19 protein-coding genes are annotated in these 22,126 nt (G+C 65.1%); 7 read left to right on the top strand and 12 right to left on the bottom strand.

Features of this window, described 5'->3' with window-relative positions; all coding sequences use genetic code 11:
- Nucleotides 1–23 precede the first annotated feature (23 nt).
- The gene (locus tag CN673_RS17000) at nucleotides 24–1,007 is read right to left on the bottom strand and encodes a TRAP transporter substrate-binding protein (protein ID WP_099867581.1); all 984 of its coding nucleotides are present in this window, start codon (nucleotides 1,005–1,007) and stop codon (nucleotides 24–26) included.
- 188 nt (nucleotides 1,008–1,195) lie between these two features.
- Between CN673_RS17000 and CN673_RS16995 the strand changes: the two genes are divergently transcribed.
- Entirely contained in the window at nucleotides 1,196–1,963 is a 768-nt protein-coding gene (locus tag CN673_RS16995; protein ID WP_099867580.1) for a FadR/GntR family transcriptional regulator, read from the top strand.
- Nucleotides 1,964–2,139: 176 nt separating this feature from the next.
- Here the strand turns inward: CN673_RS16995 and CN673_RS16990 are convergent, their stop codons facing one another.
- Complete coding sequence (locus CN673_RS16990; protein ID WP_245409967.1) at nucleotides 2,140–3,597, bottom strand: aldehyde dehydrogenase family protein; 1,458 nt, start codon at nucleotides 3,595–3,597, stop codon at nucleotides 2,140–2,142.
- A gap of 207 nt (nucleotides 3,598–3,804) precedes the next feature.
- Between CN673_RS16990 and CN673_RS16985 the strand changes: the two genes are divergently transcribed.
- Complete coding sequence (locus CN673_RS16985; protein ID WP_099867684.1) at nucleotides 3,805–4,734, top strand: sugar kinase; 930 nt, start codon at nucleotides 3,805–3,807, stop codon at nucleotides 4,732–4,734.
- Between the two features lie 22 nt (nucleotides 4,735–4,756).
- Here CN673_RS16985 and CN673_RS16980 read toward each other — a convergent pair whose 3' ends face one another.
- The 4 genes from CN673_RS16980 to CN673_RS16965 form a co-directional block, all read right to left on the bottom strand.
- Complete coding sequence (locus tag CN673_RS16980) at nucleotides 4,757–5,158, bottom strand: response regulator (protein ID WP_280951196.1); 402 nt, start codon at nucleotides 5,156–5,158, stop codon at nucleotides 4,757–4,759.
- Nucleotides 5,159–5,170: 12 nt separating this feature from the next.
- Entirely contained in the window at nucleotides 5,171–6,742 is a 1,572-nt protein-coding gene (locus CN673_RS16975; RefSeq protein WP_099867578.1) for a sensor histidine kinase, read from the bottom strand.
- Between the two features lie 154 nt (nucleotides 6,743–6,896).
- Nucleotides 6,897–7,292, bottom strand: a complete 396-nt coding sequence (locus CN673_RS16970) for a DNA breaking-rejoining protein (protein ID WP_157928934.1) — start codon at nucleotides 7,290–7,292, stop codon at nucleotides 6,897–6,899.
- A gap of 73 nt (nucleotides 7,293–7,365) precedes the next feature.
- A complete protein-coding gene (locus CN673_RS16965) occupies nucleotides 7,366–7,686 on the bottom strand; it encodes a hypothetical protein (protein ID WP_099867576.1) in 321 nt (106 codons plus the stop codon).
- A 296-nt stretch (nucleotides 7,687–7,982) separates the two neighbouring features.
- On the opposite strand from CN673_RS16965, the gene CN673_RS16960 reads away from it, so the two are divergent.
- A complete protein-coding gene (locus tag CN673_RS16960; RefSeq protein WP_099867575.1) occupies nucleotides 7,983–9,185 on the top strand; it encodes an alpha/beta hydrolase in 1,203 nt (400 codons plus the stop codon).
- Nucleotides 9,186–9,338: 153 nt separating this feature from the next.
- Here the strand turns inward: CN673_RS16960 and CN673_RS16955 are convergent, their stop codons facing one another.
- From CN673_RS16955 to CN673_RS16930, 6 genes are all read right to left on the bottom strand, one after another.
- Entirely contained in the window at nucleotides 9,339–11,270 is a 1,932-nt protein-coding gene (locus tag CN673_RS16955; RefSeq protein ID WP_099867574.1) for a TRAP transporter permease, read from the bottom strand.
- A gap of 114 nt (nucleotides 11,271–11,384) precedes the next feature.
- Nucleotides 11,385–12,359 carry a TAXI family TRAP transporter solute-binding subunit gene (locus CN673_RS16950; protein ID WP_157928933.1) on the bottom strand — a complete coding sequence of 325 codons (975 nt, stop codon included), beginning with the start codon at nucleotides 12,357–12,359 and terminating at the stop codon, nucleotides 11,385–11,387.
- 180 nt (nucleotides 12,360–12,539) lie between these two features.
- The gene (locus tag CN673_RS16945; RefSeq protein ID WP_099867572.1) at nucleotides 12,540–14,660 is read right to left on the bottom strand and encodes an acetate--CoA ligase family protein; all 2,121 of its coding nucleotides are present in this window, start codon (nucleotides 14,658–14,660) and stop codon (nucleotides 12,540–12,542) included.
- Between the two features lie 38 nt (nucleotides 14,661–14,698).
- Nucleotides 14,699–15,919 (bottom strand): acyl-CoA dehydrogenase, encoded by a 1,221-nt coding sequence (locus CN673_RS16940; protein WP_099867683.1) that lies wholly within the window; start codon nucleotides 15,917–15,919, stop codon nucleotides 14,699–14,701.
- 28 nt (nucleotides 15,920–15,947) lie between these two features.
- The gene (locus tag CN673_RS16935; protein ID WP_099867571.1) at nucleotides 15,948–17,150 is read right to left on the bottom strand and encodes an acetyl-CoA C-acyltransferase; all 1,203 of its coding nucleotides are present in this window, start codon (nucleotides 17,148–17,150) and stop codon (nucleotides 15,948–15,950) included.
- Between the two features lie 29 nt (nucleotides 17,151–17,179).
- Entirely contained in the window at nucleotides 17,180–18,715 is a 1,536-nt protein-coding gene (locus CN673_RS16930) for a 3-hydroxyacyl-CoA dehydrogenase (protein WP_245409966.1), read from the bottom strand.
- Between the two features lie 120 nt (nucleotides 18,716–18,835).
- Between CN673_RS16930 and CN673_RS16925 the strand changes: the two genes are divergently transcribed.
- From CN673_RS16925 to CN673_RS16910, 4 genes are all read left to right on the top strand, one after another.
- Entirely contained in the window at nucleotides 18,836–19,735 is a 900-nt protein-coding gene (locus tag CN673_RS16925) for a LysR family transcriptional regulator (RefSeq protein WP_099867570.1), read from the top strand.
- A 98-nt stretch (nucleotides 19,736–19,833) separates the two neighbouring features.
- The gene (locus tag CN673_RS16920; RefSeq protein WP_099867569.1) at nucleotides 19,834–20,604 is read left to right on the top strand and encodes an enoyl-CoA hydratase-related protein; all 771 of its coding nucleotides are present in this window, start codon (nucleotides 19,834–19,836) and stop codon (nucleotides 20,602–20,604) included.
- A 58-nt stretch (nucleotides 20,605–20,662) separates the two neighbouring features.
- Entirely contained in the window at nucleotides 20,663–21,160 is a 498-nt protein-coding gene (locus CN673_RS16915) for a GNAT family N-acetyltransferase (protein ID WP_099867568.1), read from the top strand.
- Between the two features lie 76 nt (nucleotides 21,161–21,236).
- Nucleotides 21,237–22,061: a phosphogluconate dehydrogenase C-terminal domain-containing protein gene (locus tag CN673_RS16910; RefSeq protein ID WP_099867567.1), complete on the top strand. Its 825-nt coding sequence runs from the start codon at nucleotides 21,237–21,239 to the stop codon at nucleotides 22,059–22,061.
- Nucleotides 22,062–22,126: the final 65 nt, after the last annotated feature.

The raw sequence follows: 22,126 nt of genomic DNA, 5'->3' as shown, positions 1-22,126 counted from the left end.
CGGGTTTTTTCGATCAGGGCGAATTATTCCTGCGCTTCCTGGATGCGCGTCAGCATCTCCTCGCCATGCTCTGCGATGAAGGTGTCATAGGCCGGCCGCACCGCTTCGCGGAAGGCATCGGTATCGACCTCCTCGACGACTTCCATGCCCTTTTCGCGCAGCATGTCGACGCCGCTTGCCTCGTCTTCCTCGACCTTCGCGCGGTTGGCGGTCACCGCCGCGTCGGCCGCTTCCTCGAACCAGCCCTTTTCCTCGTCCGACAGCGTGTCCCAAAGGCTCGGCGAGGCAAGGATGATCCCCGGCGAATAGACGTGGCCGGTCAGTGTCAGATAATCCTGCACTTCCCACATGTTGGACGAGGTGATCACCGGGATCGGGTTTTCCTGACCGTCGATCACACCCTGCTGGAGGGCCGCGAAAACCTCGGGAAACGCCATCGGCGTCGGCGCCGCGCCAGCGGCCGTGAAGGCCTCCATGTGCACGGCGTTCTCCATCGTGCGCAGCTTGAGGTCGGCAAGGTCCTCGGGCGTTTCGATCGGGTGCTGCGAATTGGTCACGTGGCGAAAGCCGTTTTCGGCCCAGGCCAAGGCAACCAGCCCGTTCTCGTTGATCTTTTCGAGAAGTTCGTCGCCGATCTCGCCGTCGAGCACGGAACGTGCCGAGGCATAGTCCTTGAAGAGGAACGGCAGGTCGAGCACCAGCGTCTCGGGAACGAAGTTGCCGAGCGGACCGGTCGAGGAAATGACGAGTTCGACCGAGCCGATCTGCAGCCCTTCGATCAGGTCACGCTCACCGCCCAGTGCGCCGGCGGCCTGCTCGCGCACCTCGAACTTGCCGTCCGAAAGTTCCGAGAGTGTATCGGCAAAGGCCTGGACGCCGACGGAATAGTGCGAGCCCTGAGCGGTGGTGTGTCCGAAATTCAGCGTGGTCTGAGCCAGCGCGCCGCTGGCCGCCGACGCCGCGAGCGCCACGACGAAGGCGCGTGTGATCGTGCGATAGTGAAACATTGGTTTCCTCCCTGGTGCTTCTCCCCATCACGAGGCCGGGAGTTTGACGATGGCTGAGAATTCAGTCAACCTGTTTTACAACTTGACTTGGACTGGTATGATGATCAGCCTTTCCCGCCCTTCACGGCAGGTGCGCGGTCGGCGAGAAAGAGCGGTCTGACGTCCCGATCCTCAGATGAGTGAATGGAATGGACAAATCCGCGCCCGCGGGCCTTGCCGACTTCCCGATCGCCGATCTATCCGGCCCCAAGCCGGAGCGTCTGGCCGACCGCGTCTACGAGAACCTGTTCCACGCGATCGTCACCGGCATGATAACGGTCGGCACGCGTCTGCCTTCGGAGAACAGCCTGGCGCGAGAATTCGACGTCTCGCGCCCGGTGCTGCGCGAGGCGCTCGACAGGCTGCGCGACGAAGGCCTGGTCTCGTCGGTGCGCGGCTCTGGCAATTACGTTCAAAATCCAATCGGCGCGCGCCGGGAGGACGGGGCGGACGCTACGGATCGCGACGCGCTCGAGCGCATTGGCGACCTTCTGCGCGGCATCGAACTGCGCCTCATCATTGAACCGCAGGCGGCGAGCCTGGCGGCCAGGCGGCGCGGGCCCGCCGACATCCAACGCATGCGCGCCGCGCTCGACCGCTTCGACGAGGCGATGCGCCAGGACGCCATCCTGCACCATCACGACTACGCTTTCCACGAGGCCGTCGCCGCCGCCACCTGCAACCAGCGCATCGTCCAGACGCTGCAATCGCTGGAATACGACGTCTCGCGCTCGGTCAACCTGATGCGCTTTCTCGTGCAGTTCCAGCCGCTGGTCAGCACGGAGGCCGTGCAGGCCGAACACGAGGACATTTTCCGCCACATCGAGGCCGGCGCCGCGACCAAGGCCAAGCGCGCCATGCGCAACCACATCGAGCACGCACGCGTGCGGATGATGAGCAACCGGCCCGGCTTCTGACAGCCGGCGACCGCCACGCTTGCCAGGTCCGAGAAATCGCCGGCGGTCACGGCGGCCTCGTCGCGCCGGGTCCTGCGTCATCCTACCCGGCTCGCCCCGTCCCGATCCGCCGCACGAAAAAAGGCGCCGCAACCAGGGTCGCGACGCCCGTCCCGGGAGGGAAAAAGTCTGGCGTGTCAACCGTGCTTGAGCACCACCGTCTTGACCGTGGTGAAACTGATCATGCCTTCAAACGCCTTTTCACGGCCGTAGCCGGAGCGCTTCATGCCGCCGAAGGGCAGCTCGATTCCGCCGCCGGCGCCGTAATTGTTGATGAAGACCTGACCGGCCTCGATGGCGTTGGCGCAGCGCATCTGCCGCCCGCCATCGGCGGTCCAGACCGATGCGGTCAGGCCATAGGGCGTCGCGTTGGCAAGGCGGATCGCCTCGGCCTCGTCGTCGAAGGGGAAGGCGGCCAGGACAGGGCCGAACACCTCGTCCTGCGCCAGACGGCTTTCCGGCGCCGCTCCGTCGAGCAGCATCGGCGGATAATAAAAACCGCCATCCGGCGCGTCGGCTCCGAGCGCTGCCTTGGCCACAACCTTTGCGCCGTCCGCCAGCGCGGCGTCGACCAGCGTCTTGACGCGCGAGAGCTGCCTGGCGCTGATGATCGGTCCGCAATCGCGGTCCTCAGCGCCGGGACCGACGGTGAGCGCGGCGAACCGTTCGGCAAGCTTCGCCATGACATCGTCATAGATCGACCGTTCGATCAACACCCGGCTGCCCGCGGCGCAGGTCTGGCCGGCGTTCTGCACGATCGCGTTGACGATCACGGGCAGGGCCGCGTCGAGATCGGCATCGGCGAAGACGAGCTGAGGCGACTTGCCGCCAAGTTCCAGCGTCACCTGGACGTGGTTCTCGGCCGCGGCCCTGGCGACCGCCGTTCCGGTCTGCGGCGAGCCGGTGAAGGAGATGTGGTTGATGCCGGGATGGGCAGCGAGCGCCGCGCCGGCCTCAGTGCCGAGGCCACACACGACATTGAGCGCACCGGCCGGCAGGCCCGCCTCGATGGCGAGTTCGGCGATCTTGAGCGGCGTCAGGCAGGCGTCCTCCGCCGGCTTGACCACGCAGGCATTGCCAGCAGCCAGCGCTCCGCCGACGGAGCGTCCGAAGATCTGCGCCGGGTAGTTCCACGGAATGATGTGTCCGGTCACCCCATGCGGCACGCGCAGCGCCATGACCGTCATGCCCTTTTGATAGGGAATGGTCTCGCCGTGATGCTTGTCTGCCGCGGTGCCGTAATATTCGAAATAGCGCGCAGCGGCGGTGATGTCGGCGCGCGCCTGCTTCATCGGCTTTCCGGTGTCGCGGCATTCAAGATCGGCCAGCTCGTCGAAATGCGCCTCGATCAGCCCGGCGAGCCTGATGAGGATGCGGCCCCGTTCCAGAGCGGATTTTTCGCCCCAGGCGCCCTCGAAGGCAGAGCGGGCAGCCTGGACAGCCCGGTCGATCTCGGCCTTGCCGCCAGCCGGGATGCGGGCGAAGGCTCCACCCGTCGAGGGGTCGATGACGTCGATGCCGCCCGCCTCGGCCCGGTCCACCACCGCGCCGTCGATGATATGGCCAAGCGCCATCATGGCCGTCTTGTCGAGCATGTGATCCTCCGTCCGCCGTGCATCGCGCTGCCGCAAGTCCTGACGGCGTACTATGCGGTACGGCAAAGCGATGAGTCAAACAACTTTACCAATCGCCACGTCCCGGCGAGGGTCTCGGCCAAGGCTGGACGGAGGGCGGTGCGATCGGATATCGGGATGGCGGCGCGCTTCACCCTGGCAGGCGCGCATGAACGAGGAAAGATCGGCATGCCCAAACGTCTGGTATCCATAGGCGAAGCGATGATCGAGATGTCGGGCGGCGATCCCGACGGAGAGAGCGCCGGGGGACGCTGGCACATGGGCTTTGCCGGCGACACGCTGAACGCGGCCTGGTATGCCCGCGCCGCGCTGGCAGAGAACTGGACCGTCGACTACGTCAGCGCGCTCGGCAACGACCGCTATTCCGCCGCGATGCGCGCCTTCATGGACGACAACGGCATCGGCACCGGCGCGATCCGCACGATCCCCGATCGCCGGCCGGGCCTTTACTTCATCCATCAGGCGGACGGCGACCGGCACTTCACCTACTGGCGCGACATGTCGGCCGCGCGCTGCCTCGCCGACGACCCGGCCGCGCTGGCCAAAGCGATCGACGGCGCGGCGATCGTCTATTTTTCGGGGATCACGCTCGCCATCCTCACCGCGACCGCGCGGCGAACGCTGTTCGATGCGCTGAAAACGGCGCGAGCCGCCGGTGCCACCGTCGCCTTCGATCCCAACATCCGGGCGGCGCTGTGGCCGAGCGAGGATGCAGCGCGCGAGGCGGTGAGCGAAGCCGGCCGCGCGGCGACGATCGTGCTGCCGACCTTCGACGACGAGGCCCGCTTCTTCGGCGATACCGATCCTCATGCCACCGCCGCGCGCTATCGCGCTCTCGGCGCCGATGAAGTCGTGGTGAAAAACGGGCGCGCGCCGGCTCTGCTGTCTACGCCCGCCGGACAAGCCGAGATCGCGCCCGAACCGGTCAGCGCCGTGCTCGACGCGACAGGGGCGGGCGACAGCTTCAACGGCGCCTATCTCGCCGCCCGCGCCGAAGGCGCAGACTCCGAAGCCGCCGCCCGAAGCGCCCACGCCACCGCCGCCCGGTGCATCGCCCATCGCGGCGCGCTGGTGCCGTTCGATGTGCTCCGGAGGTGAGGGGGCAAACAATGCCCGTGCTTCACAGTCCCGGCACTTCTCGCTGCGCGACTGCAGCCATCCGATGGAGCTCCTTGGTGACCTGCCGCTCATCGTAGGGCTTTCCGAAAAAGCTGGCATCGACTGGTAGCCGCACGTTCCGATCCGCCACGTGGCCGGACGTCACGATGATGTGGATGGGCGGCCAACGATCGCGGATCAAGGCGGCAAGCTTCATGCCATCGATGCCTCGCGGCATGTCGATGTCCGTGAACACGATGCGAATGTCCGTACGGCTTTCGAGGATCCTCACGGCTTCGGTCGCGTCGCATGCTTCGAGCGCGTCGAAGCCGGCATCTTCGACGAGACCCACCGCTGCCATACGCAGGAGCGGTTCATCCTCGACGACAAGGACAATGGGCCGATGGTGAGAAGGCTGGATCAAACCGATACTGCCTTATGCCTGCTGCATCTGCGACAGCGGAGCCTGCATGCGAGCCACCAGGCCCGAATGTTCGTAACTGATGTCGACGCCACCGGTTCCAATCAAACCCATCCGAATCAGCCGCGACCCGAACCCGCGCTCTGCGGGCTCGTACACAGGCGGACCGCCCTTTTCGGTCCAACGCAACACGAAAGTGCGTTCAATCTCTCCCGGCTCGACTTGCCATTCAACGGAAACGCGGCCTTCAGGCACCGAAACGGCGCCGTATTTCAGGGCATTGGTTGCCAGTTCGTGGAGAACCAGCGACAGCGATAGCGTCGCCCGTGGCCCCATGCGCAGGTTCGGGCCCAGGAGAGTGAAACGCTCTGATCGATCGAATGTCGACAGCACCGCCGCAGTGACGTCCCGAACGCTCGCCTCCGACCAGTTCTGATTGAGCAGGACGTCGTGGGCCCGTGACAGCGCCCCGATCCGTTGGGTAAAGGCGTCCACCGCCTGGCGATCCGTGACCGGTCGAAGCGTCTGCGTGGCGAGGGCCTGGACCATCGCCAAGGTGTTCTTCAGGCGATGGCTCAGTTCCTGATTCAGAACTTCCTGATCTTTCCGGGCATTCAGCCTATCCATGCTCAGTTGAACCCGATCCGCCACCGACCGGACGAAATCGACGTCGCTGGGACTCCAGGCGCGGGGCGCCCGGTCGTGGGCGAAGAAGATCGCAATCGTCTTTCCATTGCTGACGACCGGGACGTTGATCATCGACATGACGTCGATCGATTGGAGGAATGCCGACACGCCTTCCGGAAGGGCATCGGTCCTGGCATCCTCGAACACGACGTTTTGCCCTTGCCGCAAAACGGCGCTGAATGGGCCATGGTCGCCGAATTCATGCGTGCCGGCGACACTCACCTGACCTTCGCTCACCCAGTCACCGTCGATCGTGATCGAGCGGGATTCGCTTCGCAAACGTCCGAAGCCGGCGCGGGTCACCTTCAGCGTGCGCGCCACGATCTCGCCGGAGATGCTGCCCATTTCAGCCGGGTTTTCGCAGGGCCGCAAGCGCTCGCCCAATTCCATGAGCGCCGAGAGACGTTCGGCGGCCGACGCATGGTGAGCAACAGAACGCCTGAGTTCGAGCTGCGTCATGACCTGCCGCGCCAGAAGCTTCAACGTACGAATCTGATGATCATCGAGATCGCGCGGGACGGTGTCCAGAACGCAGACGGTGCCGATTGGCAGTCCACCCGGCGCCTTGAGGATTGCACCCGCATAAAACCGCAGGCCACCTTCCGTGTGCACCAACGGGTTTCCGTCGAACCGCGGATCCTTCGACGCATCGTTCACGACCATCATGTCTTCGGCGAGTATGGCGTGCCCGCAGAAGGAGGTTTCAAGCGGCGTCTCTCGAACACCGAGCCCGACTTCCGCCTTGAAGAACTGGCGGTAGGTATCAACCAGGTTCACGACCGCGATCGGCGTGCCGCACACTTCCGCCGCCAGCTTCGCGATATCGTCGAACTCCTCCTCACGCGGCGAGTCCAGCACCATATAGCTGTGGAGCGCCGCCGAGCGTGAGGGTTCGTCCATAAGTTGTCTATCTGGCTTCAAGCGAATGCGACCCGGCGATTGATGAGACGACAAAAGGTCTCATCGCTTAGATCAGAATAAGAACGTTGGCGATACAGTATAAAGCAGAGACCAGTTTATCTTTTGTTGGACCGCGCCTGCACCATCGAACTCGTCACTTCACGCCGACATCGATGGTGAAACCGCGCGTTCGGCCTTCGTCGGCGGCGGCGCCCATCTGGTAGACGCGGATGGTATAGATGCCGTCCATCGAAAGGGTTCCGGAGAAGCTGCCGCCTTCCATGGAGCCGATGAAGATCGCCTCTCCCTCGCTGCCCGGCGGCAGGATGTTGAAGTAGACCGTTTCCGGATCGAGCGTGACCCGCATGACCTGGCCGCTGCGGACCGCCAGCTTGTAGTCGGCATAGCTGTCTCCGGTCACCGACGCTTCGATCGTCGTGCCTGTCGGACCAGCGGGAAAGCGCACCGTCTGTGTTTTCTGCGCGCCCGCAGCCGAGGGCAGCCAGGCGAGGAGGACGCAGACGGCGGCACGCGACATGGAACGTTTCATGGAGCCCTCGATGGCCGATGGTGCGCGCTGCGACAGGCAGCGCCTGTATGCGCCAGGATGCGATGCGACGCCGTCAAAGCGCGCCTTCGTCCGTCAGCGACATGACCTCGGCCACCTCGCCGCTGGAGACGAGGCAGCGCCAACGGGCGCGATCCGGCCCGACGCCGACGATCACCTCCGTGTTGGCCTGCGAGAAATCCGAGCTGAGCGTCACGACGTCGCCATTGTTCGTCTGGCGCGTCACCGCAAGCTCGCACGCCTGCTCGTCCGTGGCACTCCCGGTCCGCATGGGTGCGGGGTCTGGCGGGGACAGCGCGGGTGGCCCGGTGGTTTCCGAGCAACCCGCCAGCCCGGCGACCAGGACAAGAACGAAGGAACACCGCACGCCCATCATGACCGCACTCCCTGCCGATCAACAGACCCTGACGCATCCTGCGGCCAGAATGCGCCCATCGGACAGAGCTGACAATGCTGATTTCGTGGGGCGCCTGATGCGTCGACTGGGTGAGGGGTCTGGGATCTTGTTTCTTCCGGTGTTCGTCGGCTTCCGGCCGGGTTCGGGTCGTTGCCGATCAAGAGGGAGAACCATCGTTCCGCCAACACTGACGTTCACAACCGAACTGAGCACGGTTCGTGTTAATCTCGGTTTCTGTGTGATCGATTGTCGGCGAGGCTCTGCGAGGCAGCCACATGGTTCAGAGTTCGAAGCGCAACACGCTGTGGTGGCTAAAACTGGTGCTGTGCCTCGGAGCCATCGCAGTTGCTGGAATGGTGTTGGCTTTGGCTCTCGGCGCCACGCTCGACCCGACATACAGTTACTACGCGGCCATGTCGTCGTCGCTTTGGACGACGTTTGGGCCTCATCTCGTGATGCTTGCGTTGATCGCCGCGATTGTCGGCATTGCATGCTGGAGATTGGGATCCCATCGGCTCGGTCTCGCCGCAATTGTCATTTCACTTGCAGGAGTGCTGGCTTCGACCTTCATTGTCGGCAGCATCATGTTGGCGGCAGGCGCAGCGGGTGGAAGGATCAATCCTGTTACCGGTCTCTTCCTGGGAAAGATGGCAGAGCCGCGGCCCGATCAGATCGCGACATTTTCTAACGTAGAGGGCAATGCCCTTACAGCCGCAATCTATCTTCCGCCAACGCCGCCACTCGTCGCGCCCGTCTACGCTTATATTCACGGCGGCGGTTTCATGATCGGCACCAATACCGAGACTGCGGCCGATCTGCGCTGGTTTGCCGATCGTGGTTGGGTCGTGTTCAGCTTGAGCTATCGACTTTTCACACCTGATAACCCGACATGGAACAAAGCCCCAGTGGACGTGGCCTGCGGCCTTGCTTGGGTTTACGCTAACGCGGAGACGTTTGGCGGAGACCCGGAGCGTATTGTCTTGGCAGGAGACTCCGCCGGCGGCAATCTCGCCATCAATCTGGCCTATGGTGCAGCACTGGGCCGCGTACGGTCGAATTGCGGAAATGTGCCGGTGCCCAAGGCCGTCGTCGTACAATATCCTGCTGTGGATCCCGTCGCCACCTATGAACGTGGCTTCCCGGTGCCGGGCTTCGAGCCCCGAATGCTGATGATGGGATATGTGGGTGGCACGCCGGACGAATTTCCGGAAAGGATATCGGCGATCAGTTCGGCAACCTACATTTCGGCCGAGGCACCACCCACCTTGGTGATCGAACCAGAGAGAGATGGCCTCGTCGTGTCCGATAGCGTCTATGCGTTCGTCGAGGCGGCGAAGGCAGCCGGCGTTGAAGTCGATATCGTCCGCATTCCATTCGCCAATCATGTCTACGATCAGATCGCCTCAAACTCGATCGGCAACCAGGCGAGGCTGACAATAACGCATGAATATCTTCGCAAAAGGAACCTGGCGCCTTGAGCTGATGACAAAATTCGAAGCCTGACGTTCCAAAATCCGCCAATCCGTGTCCACCGAAGTCCGGCACCTCGGGCTTCTACGCCCCGCATTCAGCTGCATAAGTCTTCTTATGGAACTGGCACCACACCCTGGGTCGCGCCGTTCCACCATTCGCTAGAGCACGCCGTGGAGCCGTGCCGGGCCGGTCGGTGTCGGGCCGCTGGCGGTCTCGGCCTTTTCGGCGCGGCGCTTGCGCAGCTGGCCGCTCATCAGGGCGGCGAAGATGGCGAGGCCGAGGGTCAGCGCGGCATATTCGAGGCTGTGGCTGGTGTCCTGGCGCAGAACGACGAAGCCGAGCATCAGCACGGCCGAGCCGATCGCCATTGCGCGTTCGGTGAGCGTGAACATGGTCAGCGCACAGTTGAACATGGCCATCGTCAGCGCGCTCATGCCGACCGGCACCGCGATCAGCGCGAAGATGCCGTGGAACCAGCTGTCGGGCGCGAGCACCAGAACCGGGTTGTAGACCACGAGGAACGGGATGATGAAGCCGGAGATCGCGATGCCGAAGGCCCAGAGCGACGTCTTCATGTAGTCCGCGCCGGCAATGCTCGCCCCGGCGAGCGAGGCGAGCGCGACGGGCGGCGTGATGGCCGAGACGACGGCGAAATAGAAGGCGAAGAAATGGGCGCTGAGCGGCGTCACGCCCATGCGCACCAGCGCCGGCACGACGACGATGGCGACGAGCGCATAGGCTGCGCTGGTCGGGATGCCGAGACCGAGGATGATGGAGACCACCATGGTGATGAGAAGCGCCGGGAGCAGGCTGCCGCCGCTCAGCATCTCCACCAGTCCGGCGATCTTGGTGCCCATGCCGGTGGTGATCAGCGTCTGCGCCATCAGCCCGACGCAGGCGAGCGCGATACCGATCTGCGCGCCGACGATGGCACCGCGCGCCAGGCATTTGGCAAGCGCCAGCGGCGTCGGGCGGGTCTCGGGCGAGACATAGGCGAGCACGATCGCGACGATGATGGCCCAGAATGCCGAGAGATTGGCCGAATACTGCATGAGCAGCATCACGACGAGCACCGCAAGCGGAATGGCAAAGAGCGGCAGTCGGCGCAGGATGAGGCCGGTATCGACGGCCTGCACCGGCGCCTCGATCTTGTGGCGCACCGCGATGAGCTGGACGCTGAGCATGCAGCTCCAGAAATAGAGCATCGCCGGGATGAGCGAGGCGAGCATGATGCTGGCGTAGGAGATGCCGAGGAACGAGGCCATCAGGAATGCCGCCGCGCCCATGACCGGCGGCATCAGCTGCCCGCCGGTCGAGGCCGTCGCCTCGATCGCGCCGGCGACGTGCGGCCTGTAGCCCGTCTGTTTCATGTAGGGGATGGTGAAGGCGCCGGTGATCGCCACATTGGCGACGGCCGCGCCGGTGACCGTGCCGACGAGCGCGCTGGAGACGACCGCCGTCTGACCTGCCCCGCCGCGCAGATAGCGCCCGGCGATCTTGCCCAGTTCCTCGAAGAGATCGTGGACCTTCAGGATTTCCAGAAGCCCGCCGAAGACGACGAAGAGGAAGACGTAATTGGCGGAGATCGAAAGGAAGCTGCCGTAGATGCCCGAAAGTCCGACACTGAGATAGGAGATCACGTAGCTGAAATTGAACGGGCGGTGATAGAGCGGCCCCGGCATATGGTGGCCGAGGAAGAAATAGGCGACGAAGACGATGACGACGAGCGGCATCACCATGCCCCAGGCCCGGCGTGTGCCTTCCAGGACGACGAGGATCAAGAGCACGCCGATCAGGACGTCCGTCGGCTCGGGAAACCCGAGCACCATTTCAAGATGCGAGAGATTGAAGAGGATATAGCCGGTGGCCAGGAGCCCGGCCGCGAGGAAGGCGGTCGAGGCAAGGCGCGAGACCCATGTTTCGGCGGCGCGGATGCCGCCGAGGAAGATCAGCGCGATGAGGAAGATGAGATGGATCGTCTGGTGTTCGAACGAGCCGACCAGCAGGACCTGGGTGATCAGCATGTGGTAACCGACCGCGGCCAGGGCGACCGTCAGGATGAGCGCGTTGAGAACCTTCTCGAACGTCATGGGATCCACCTCCTCCATCCCGGCGCCAGTCGAGGCGCCGAGGGGTCCACCACGGGTACCGATGCGGATGACGGCGCCCGCCCGGCCATCCGGCGCAGGCGGGCGCGGCGGTCTTTATTCCAGGATACCGGCTTCCTGGTAGGCGCGCAGCGCACCGGGATGGAACTCCTCCCGGTCCCAGCCATAGACCAGCGCCTCGGGCGACATCAGCTTGCCCAGCGCGTGATATTCGGCGAACTCGCCGACATGTTCGATGATCAGCTTGGTGATCTCGTAGGCCGCCTCTTCGGGGAATTCCTCCGAGACGGTCCAGGAAATCGTGTCGGCAAAGCCTTCGAGCGGCTCGTCGCGGCCGGGCAGCGCCTCGGCGGGCAGCGTGATCGGCGTCATCGGCATGCCTGCTTCGGCGGTCTTCTCCACCTCCGCGGTGCCCCAGTCGAGGAAATGCGCCTCACGTCCCGAGGCGAGAAATTCCGACGTCTGCGGCGACAGTTCCATCTGCTGCGACAGCGGATCGAAATAGCCGCCGACGATCGCCGCATCGACCTGACCGTCGAGCAATGCCGTCACCGCTTCCTGCGTGCCGAGATACTGGATCGAGACGCTGTCGCCGAGCCCCCACCCTTCCTTGAGCAGCCATTCGGGCTGGATCGTCCAGTTGATCTGCGGCGGCCGGCCGAGCGCGACCTGCCGGCCCTCAAGGTCCGCGACGGTCTTGATCTCGGGATCGAGCGTCGCCAGGAAATTGCTGCCGAGATTGTAGTTGGCGAGCGCCTTGACCGGCGGCAGCTCTTCCTCGAAGGGCGGCTCGCCGCGCACGGCAAGCTGGCTGATCGCCCGGCCCGACCCGATGATCATGGTCTTGCGCAGATCCGGTTCACGCTGGAGCTGAATGTGGTTGAAGGCAAAGCCCGGGCTTTCGCTGTGGCTGACGCGGATGGTTTCGGAATTGGCGGCGACGATCTGTTCCAGCGCGCCGCCGAGCACGTAGGAGCCGCTTCCGAACGGTGCCGACATGAGGCTGAAATCCTGTGCGACGGCGCCTTGTGTGGCGAGCGCCAGCGCCCCTGCCGCGATCACTGTTCTCATTGCATACGCCATCTCGATATTCCTCCCAGAACGATTAGCGTTTTTCGACCAAAACTCCGTTTACCCGTTAAATTCGACGGGGTTTCCGCCATATCACGACGGTAGTCACGTCAGCATTATTCGTCCAATTGATACTCATAATCTGCCTTATAGGCTGCATGAATGCGCTGCCAAGGCCGTTCAGGCGGATCGCGCGAGGTTCGTCGCCGACGCCCCCTCACCGATCAACACGACATCGACAGCCGCCGCGCCGCTGGCGCTCAGCATCACCGGATTGAGATCGAGCTCGCTGATCGCGCCGTCGTACTCGGCGCCGAACCGCGAGACCGCGACCACCATCTCCGCCAGCGCCTTCGTGTCGACCGGGGCACGCCCGCGCACCGCGCCGAACATCGCGGCACCCTTGAGCCCGCCGATCATCGCATTTGCCTGGCTCGGCGTGACGGGGCATCTTGCGAAGACGACGTCCTTCAGCACCTCGATGAAGATACCGCCGAGACCGAGCATCACGACCGTGCCGAAGACCGGATCGTTCTTCAGGCCGATCACCGCCTCCACCGCGCCTGTGCGCATCGGCTGCAGCACGACGCCATCGAGCCGCGCATCCGGGCGATGGTGCCGCGCCGCCGCGTCCAGTTCACCAAACGCGCGCCGCACCCCAGCCTCATCGGCAAGGCCAAGTCTGACGCCGCCGATTTCCGTCTTGTGCAGGATATCGGGGGATTCCACCTTCATGGCGACCGGGTAGCCGAGCTCGGCTGCCGCGGCCACCGCCTCCTCGACCGACCGGGCAGCACGCGCCGGCACGATGGAGACGCCGGCAGACTGCAACAGCTCCGTCGCCATGACAGTCGGCACGATGCCGTCTTGTGTCAGGCGTGAATGCCCCGGCGCGCCTGAAGGCACATCGTGCTTGTCGTCCATATGCTGGCGGCGCGCGGCGGCAAAGCGCACAAGCCCCGCGACCGCGTCGACAGCAGGCTCAGCGCCGCGCAGCACGGCGATGCCGCGCGCACGAAGCGCCCTGAGCGCAGCTTCCGGCGCAGCCACCCAGGCGACCACGAACGGCTTTTCCACACGGGCCTTGATGTCCTCGAAGATCGAGACCAGCGTGTCGACATGGCCGCCCATGAGCTGCAGCCAGACAATGCCGACATCGACGGCCGGGTCCGCCAGCATATGGACGACGCTGTCGCTGAGGACCGCCGGATCGGCGACGAACTGGCCGGTGACGTCGACCGGATTGCCTGTGGCGCCGAAGCCGGGAATGGTGGCGGCGATCTTCGCCCGCGTGGCGTCAGACAATTCGGCGACCGTCAGCCCGAGTTCCTCGGCGCGGTCGGCCATGAGGACGCCAGCTCCGCCCGACTGCGTGGCGATGCCGACGCCGCCGCCAGCCGGCAATGCACAATTGGCGAGGATCTCGACGAGGTCCAGCATATGCTCCTCGTTGCGCGCGCGAAGGACGCCGTTCTGGCTGAGCACACCGTCGAAGACGATATCCTCGCCGGCCAGCGATCCCGTGTGCGAAGCGGCGGCCTTCGCGCCGGCACCGGTTCGGCCCACTTTGGTGAGAACCAGCGGCTTTCCGAGGTCCATTGCCTTTTCGGCAAGGCGCACCAGCCCCGGCCCGTCCTTCAGGCCCTCGATATAGCCGGCCCCGACCCTGATGCGCTCGTCGGCAAGGACCTCGCCCATCGCGTCGACAAAGGTGATGTCGGCCTCGTTGCCTGTGTTGACGAAATAGCCGAGGCCGAGATCGCGTGCCCGCGCCAGCGCGGAGATGGCCGTGCCAAAGGCACCGGACTGCGAGACGAAGGCGACCGGGCCGGCCGGCACTTCGCCGTCGACATACTGGCTGAACGTCCCGATCATGCGCTCGAACGCATTGAACAGGCCGAGGCAGTTCGGCCCGAGGAGCCGCACGCCGGCACTGCGCGCGACGCCGGCAAGCTCGGCTTCCATCGCCGCGCCCTCTGGCCCGACTTCGCCGAAACCGGAGGCGAAAACGACAGCGGCCGCGACCTTGCGCCGGCCGAGCGCGCGGATGGCGCCCGCGACCGCATCGGCCGGCAGGACCACGATGGCGAGATCGACGCCCTCCGGCAGATCGGCGATCGAGGCGAGCGCCGGGATGTCGCCGATGCGCTCGGCCTTCGGATTGATCGGAAAGATGCGGCCCTGATAGCCCTTGTCGATCAGATGCTTGATCGGGCGACCGCTGACCTTTCGGAAATCGGACGAAGCGCCGACGACGGCGACGGATTGCGGGCGCACGAGCCGTGATAGATCGGTTGTCATCTTGTCCTGGCCCCTCCCCGGCCGTCTTGCCAGTCCTGTCAGCGGAACGCCTGAATGTCCGTTTGCGCGCGGCCGAGAACCAACGCGTGGATGTCGTGCGTACCTTCCAGCGTGTTGACCGTCTCCAGGTTCATCACATGCCGTATGACGTGATACTCGTCGGCGATGCCGTTGGCACCATGCATGTCGCGGGCCGTGCGCGCGATGTCCAGAGCCTTGCCGGCGCAATTGCGCTTCAACAGCGACAGCATCTCCGGTGAAGCCTGCTTCTGGTCCCTCAACCGGCTGAGATGCAGGCACCCAAGCAGGCCGAGCGTGATCTCGGTCTGCATGTCGGCGAGCTTCTTCTGGATCAGCTGGTTGGCGGCGAGCGGCCGGCCAAACTGGCTGCGCTCCATCACGTAGCTTCGCGCCGCGTGCCAGCAGAACTCGGCGGCGCCGATCGCGCCCCAGCAGATGCCGAAGCGCGCATTGTTGAGGCAGCCGAAGGGTGCGGCGAGACCCCTGGCATGAGGCAACCGGTTCGCCTCGGGCACGAAGACATCGTTCATCGCGATCTCGCCGGTCGGCGAGGCGCGGACCGAGAACTTGCCCTCGATCTTCGGCGTCGAGATGCCGTCCATGCCGCGTTCCAGGATGAACCCGCCGATCACGCCGTCATCGTCCTTGGCCCAGACGACCATGATGTCGGCGATCGGCGAATGGGTGATCCATATCTTGTTGCCGAAAAGCCGCCAGCCGCCCGCGACCTTGCGCGCCCGGCTCTTCATGCTGCCGGGGTCGGAGCCGTGGTCAGGCTCAGTGAGGCCGAAGCAGCCGAGCAGCGTGCCCTTTGCCATATCGGGCAGATATTTGCGGCGCTGCGCCTCGCTGCCATAGGCATAGATCGGCGTCATGGCGAGCGTCGTCTGGACGCCGCAGGCAGAGCGATAGGCCGTGTCGACGCGCTCGAGCTCGCGCATGATCAGCCCGTAGGCCACATAGCTGATGCCGGCGCAGCCATAACCCTCGATCGGCGCGCCGAGAAACCCCATCTCGCCCATCTCGCGCATGATCGCCGGATCGAAGCTTTCTGTGCGGTTGGCGTCGCGAATGCCGGGCATCAGCCGCTTCTGGGCAAAGGCGCGGGCACTGTCGCGGATCATCCGCTCGTCGTCGGACAACGCATCGTCGATGCGGAACGGATCGTCCCACTGGAATGCCCCGCCGAGTTGCGTGAAGGCGGAAAAATCCTCGTCGGCGGCCGGCGCGGCGTGCATGGCGACAGTCATGGCAACGTCCTTTCCCTCAATGCTCCAGGCGTTCAATCACCACGGCGATCCCCTGCCCCATGCCGATGCACATGGAGACGAGGCCATAGCGCCCGCCGGTTCTCTCCAGTTGACGCACAGCCGTCAGGAAGATGCGCGGGCCCGATGCGCCAAGCGGGTGGCCGAGCGCTATGGCCCCGCCATTGGGATTGACGCGGCTGTCGTCGGCGGCAACGCCAAGACCCTTGAGGCAGGCCAGAACCTGTGCGGCGAAGGCCTCGTTGATCTCGATGACGTCCATGTCGCCGATCGCAAGGCCGGCACGCTTCAGCGCCTTGGTCGACGCCGGCACGGGGCCGTATCCCATGATCTTCGGCGCAACGCCGGAGACGGCCGTCGCCAGGATCCGCGCCCTTGGTGCGCGTTCCAGCTTCTGCTCCGCCTCGCGGTTGCCGATCAGGAGCGCGACGGCGCCGTCATTGATGCCGGACGAACTGCCTGCGGTCGTCACACCGCCCGCGTGAAGCGGCTTGAGCCCCTCCAGCGCATCGAATGTCGTCGCACGCGGATGCTCGTCCTTTGCCACGATCTTGGGGTCGCCCTTGCGCTGGGGAATGGATACCGGTGCGATCTCCTCGTCGAAATAGCCGGCAGCGGCCGCGCGGGCATAGTTTTCCTGCGAGCGCAGGGCAAAGCGGTCCGCATCCCCGCGGCTGATCGAATGGCATTCCGCAAGATTGTCCGCCGTCTGCGGCATCGAATCGTCACCGAAGGTCTTTTCAATCTTCCTGTTGGGAAAGCGCGCCCCGACGCCGGAATCGAAGATCTGCACGTTGCGGCTGAACGGGGTTTCGGCCTTGCTCATGACGAAGGCGGCGCGGCTCATGCTTTCCACCCCGCCGCTCATCATGACCTCGCCTTCGCCCGCCGTGATGGCATGGGCGGCGGAGGCGATGGCGCCAAGGCCGCTGCCGCAATTGCGCTGGACGACGGTGCCGCCGACCTCGATCGGCAGACCGGCAAGGAGCCCGGCATGGCGGGCGACGCAGCGGCTGTCCTCGCCTGCCTGATTGGCGCAGCCGACGACGATGTCCTCGATCCTGGGGCGCGCCGATGGGACGCGCAGCATGACGTCGCGGATCACGCCGGCCAGAAGGTCATCCGGCCGCACGCTTGCGAGCCCGCCGCCATGGCGTCCGAAGGGCGTGCGCAGTCCGTCGTAGAGATAGGCGTCGAGCATCAGGTCAATCCTTCAAACGTTTCGGTCGGTCATGTCAGGGACGGGTCCGGCGCCGTCAGCGAAAGGCCGAGCCGCGCGCGGCGCGAAAGCCAGGGACTTGGCCGGTAGCGCGGGTCGCCATACGCCGCCTGCAGGGATTCCAGCACCCTGAGGATGCGGTCCGCGCCAATCCTGTCGCCGAGGCTCAATGGCCCGGCCGGGTAATTGAGCGCGAGTTGCGGCGCCTTGTCGATGTCGTCCGGCGCGGCCGCCTGGCTCTGGGCGATCGCCGCGCAGATGTTGACGATCATCGCGACGATGCGCTGGGCGACGAAGCCCGGACTTTCGCGGATCACCGTCACCGGCACGCCGCCGGCGGCCAGCGCGAGCCGCGCTTGCGACATCACCTCTGGCGCGGTGGCCGCCGTTGGCATGACGACGCGCCGCCGGTCGAAGCCGAAGAGGCCGTCGACCGCCACGGTGCGGGCCGGGTCGAGGCCCTCGGCAAGCGCCGCGCTCGTCGCATCCTGGCCGATCGGCGTGACGACGCAGACCGCATCGCTGCCCGGTCTCGCCGCCTCGTCCAGTCTCGCACCGCCCGCCGCAAGCGCCTTCGCCAGCCCGCCGCCGAGACAGGCATCCGCACGGCTGACCCAGATGGGACGATCCGCCGTTCCGGCCGGCGCCGCCTCGGCTATCGTCACTGGCTTGCCGTCGGCATAGGCGTAGAACCCGCCGCCGGATTTGCGGCCGAGGACGCCGGCCGTCGCACGCTGCGCCATCAGGAGCGAGGGTCGGTAGCGCGGCTCGAAATAGAACTGGTCGTGGATGAGTTCGGTCGCCGGATGGGTGACATCGAGGCCGGTAAGGTCCATCAATTCGAACGGGCCCATGCGAAAGCCGACGAGGTCGCGCATGATGCGGTCGATCGCGGCGAAATCGGCGATCTTCTCGTCGGCGATATGGGCCGCCTCGATGGTGTAGCCGCGGCCGATCTGGTTGACGAGAAAACCCGGCGCATCGCCGACGCGCACCGGCTCGCGTCCCATGCGCCGGCCGACCTCGACCAGCCGCTCGCCGACGGTCGGCCCGGTCAAAAGCCCATCGATCACCTCCACCAGCTTCATCAGGGGCACCGGGTTGAAGAAATGCATGCCGGCGAAGCGTTCGGGGCGCCGGCTGCCCGCAGCGATCGCGGTGATGGAGAGCGAAGAGGTATTGCTGGCGAGGATGCAATCATCGCCGACCACGTCTTCAAGCTCTGCGAACACCGCCTGCTTGACGTCGAGCTTTTCGACGACCGCTTCGATGACAAGATCGCAATCAGCGAGCGCGCCGAGGGATTCGACCGGCGTCAGGCGCTGCATGGCGCCATCGGCCTCGTCCTTGGTCATCCGGCCCTTGTCGACGGCGCGCGTCAGAAGATCGCCGACGAACGTCCGGGCGGCATCGGCGACACCCGGCTTGGCATCCATGAGACGCACCGCATAGCCGCCGGTCGCCGCGACCTGCGCGATCCCCCGCCCCATCGCCCCGGCGCCAACGACGCCGATGGTTCTGATTTCAGCGGCATTGTCGATTGCCACGGCCCGCCTCCTCGCATTTTCGACCGGCGTCCCGTCCGGTCGCTCTCCTCATTGCCAGGAACGCTAGAAGCAGGCATGCTATAAGTCTAATTGAAGTCCATAATCGTCATTATTGATGTCATGAATTTACGGACGATCGATCTCAACCTGCTGCTGGTGTTCGAAGCGATCTACACCGAGGGCAACCTGACGCGCGCCGCCGATCGGCTGGCCATGAGCCAGCCGGCGGTCTCCAACGCCCTGGCGCGGCTGCGCGGGGCGCTCGACGATGCGCTGTTCCTGCGCACGGCCCGCGGCATGAGCCCGACACCGCGCGCCCGCCAGATGATCCAGGAGGTGCGTCAGGCGCTGGACCTGATCACCAGCGCGCTGCGCAACACCGCAGCCCAGTTCGACTACACCCAGTCGGACCGCATCTTTTCCATCGCCGCCGAGGATTACGGCGAAGCCGTGATCACGCCGCGCTTCATGGACTGGCTCACGGGCGTTGCGCCGCATATCAAGGCGCAGGTCCTGCCGAAGCAGAGCCTGGCGCTGCAGGAAGACCTCAAGGACGGGCGGATCGATCTGGCGATCGACTATTTCAGGGTCAGGGGCGAAGGCTTCACCAACCAGCACCTGATGACGGACGAACTCGTCTCCATGGTTCGCGTCGACCATCCGACGATCCGCGACACGCTGACGCTCGAGCAGTACATCTCCCTGCCCCATGTGGTGCTTTCGCAAAAAGCCCCGATGGTCGACCGGGAGTTGTCAAAGCGAGGCCTGTCGCGCAATCGCGCCCTGCATGTGCCGCACTTCATTTCCATGCCGCTGATCGTCAAGAGCACCGATTTCATCTGCACACTGCCGCGCCGCATGGCGATGCTCTACATGGAGCATTTTCGGGTCAAGGTTCTGAAATCGCCCATCGATTTTCCAAAAATCCCGATCTACGTGATCTGGAGCGACAACATGGAGCGTGATCCGGGGCACATCTGGCTGCGCCAGGCCCTGCAGGCGCTGTGCCATCGGCTTTAGGATCATCATCGAAATGAATGAACGCCATTTTGTAATTCCATTGGCCCAATAACGCCCCGAGCCGCTAGCGTCGCTGCCGTATCAACGGAGGAGCGAAGATGGCACTTGTCCTGCGTGAGGAGCCAGCGGCCGGCATCGTGGTGCTGCGGCTCAACCGCCCGGAAGCGCGCAACGCGCTCAACACGGCCTTGCGCGCCGAGATCGTCGCCCAGTTCCAGGCGCTGAACGAGGATGAAAGCCTGCGCTGCGTCATCGTCACCGGCGACGACAAGGCGTTTGCCGCGGGTGCGGACCTCAAGGAAGTGGTGGAGGATGGCGCCGTCGACATCATGCGCCGCCGGATCCGCCAATTCTGGAACGTCATCGTCGCCTGCCCGGTGCCGATCATCGCGGCGGTGCGCGGCGCTGCGCTCGGCGGCGGCTGCGAACTGGCGCTGCACGCCGACATCATCGTGGCGGGCGAGAACGCGCGCTTTGCCCAGCCCGAAGTGCGCGTCGGCGTCATGCCCGGCGGCGGCGGCACGCAGCGGCTCATCCGCGCGGTCGGCAAATACCGGGCCATGAAAATGGTGCTGACGGGAGAGCCGGTGACCGGCACCGAGGCCTTCGCAATGGGGCTGGCGAGCGAGGTCGTGCCGGATGGCGACGTCATGGAGCGCGCGCTCGAAATCGCTCGCACCATCGCGGCTTTGCCGCCGATCTCCATCCGGCTGACCAAGGAGGTCACGCTGGCCGGCGCCGATGCCTCGCTCGACACCGGCCTCCTGATGGAACGACGGCTTTTCGAGATGCTCTTTTCGACGGACGACCAGAAGGAGGGCATGCGCGCCTTCCTCGAAAAGCGCACGGCGGCCTTTTCGGGCAAATAACCGCAAGGCCCGGCAAGACCGACTTGCATGCCGCCTCCGCCTCGGGCAGGTCTGACGCATGGACATTCGCGACGAACGGGCCGGCGACGGCGACGACATTCGCGCGGTCACGTCGGCCGCCTTTTCCACCGTTCCCTATGCAAGCGGAACGGAGGCGGCGATCGTCGACGCCTTGCGCGCGGCCGACGCGCTGACGGTTTCGCTCGTCGCGGTCGAGGATGGAGCAGTGGTCGGCCATGCCGCGTTCTCGCCGGTGACGATCAACGGCAGACATGATGGATGGTTCGGGCTCGGCCCCGTATCTGTGCGGCCCGACCGGCAGCGACACGGCATCGGCCGGCAACTGATCGGCGTCGGCCTGGCGCGCCTTGAGACGCAGGGCGCGCGCGGCTGCGTGGTGCTCGGTGATCCGGCCTATTATGCCCGCTTCGGGTTCACACACGATCCCGCCCTCACATTCGAGGGCCCGCCGCCGATCTATTTTCAACGCCTCGTCTTCAGCGGCGCCGCCCCCACCGGGCGTGTCGCGTTCCATCCGGGGTTTGACGCCCAATAAGTCATCTCGTCATACCAGTTGACAAGGTGATCTTTCACTGCGATGGTCCTTCCCACACGTTTGGGGAGGACCATTCATGAAGATCGCGTTGATCGGCGCCGGCGGCAAAATGGGCGTCCGGCTATCGAAGAATCTCGTCGGCTCGCGCTATGACGTGGCGCATGTCGAGGTCGGCGAGGCCGGCCGTCAGCGCCTGAAGGCAGAAGTGGGCGTCGACTGCGTCGCGCTGGAGGATGCGCTCGATGGCGCCAAAGCCGTTATCCTTGCTGTGCCCGACACGGCAATCCGCAAGGTCGCATCGGGCCTGATCGACAAGGTCGCGCCGGGCACCATCCTCATGGCGCTGGATGCGGCAGCTCCTTTCGCCGGTCATTTCCCCGAGCGCGATGACGTCACCTTCTTCGTCACGCATCCGTGCCATCCGCCGATCTTCAACGACGAGACGGACATGGCAGCCAAGCGTGACTTCTTCGGCGGTGTCGCCGCGCGACAGGCGATCGTCTCGGCTCTGATGCAAGGGCCGGAGGAGCACTATGCGATCGGCGAGGACATCGCGAAAACCATCTTCAAGCCGATCCTGCGCGCCCACCGGGTGACCGTCGAACAGATGGCGCTGCTGGAGCCTGGACTGTCGGAGACGGTGTGCGCCACGCTGCTCGTCGTCATGAAGGAAGCGATGGACGAGGTCGTGCGCCGCGGCGTCGACCGCGAGGCGGCCCGCGATTTCCTGCTCGGCCATCTCAACATCCTCGGTGCCGTCACGATGGGCGAGGTCGAGGGCGTCTTTTCCGATGCCTGCAACAAGGCGATCGCCAACGGCAAGCCACGGCTGATGCGCGACGACTGGATCGGCGTCTTCGAACCGGGAGAGATCGCCGAGAGCATTCGCCGGATCACCTGAGCGATGCGGACCTGATGCGTCCGGGGCGAGGCCGGACGCGTTTTTCACATATTCGTTTCGAAGGT

Source organism: Neopararhizobium haloflavum (genome assembly GCF_002750855.1).
In the GTDB taxonomy this organism is placed as follows: domain Bacteria; phylum Pseudomonadota; class Alphaproteobacteria; order Rhizobiales; family Rhizobiaceae; genus Georhizobium; species Georhizobium haloflavum.
The sequence above is the reverse complement of the archived record's forward strand: the minus strand, read 5'-3'. Positions and strand labels throughout refer to the sequence as shown.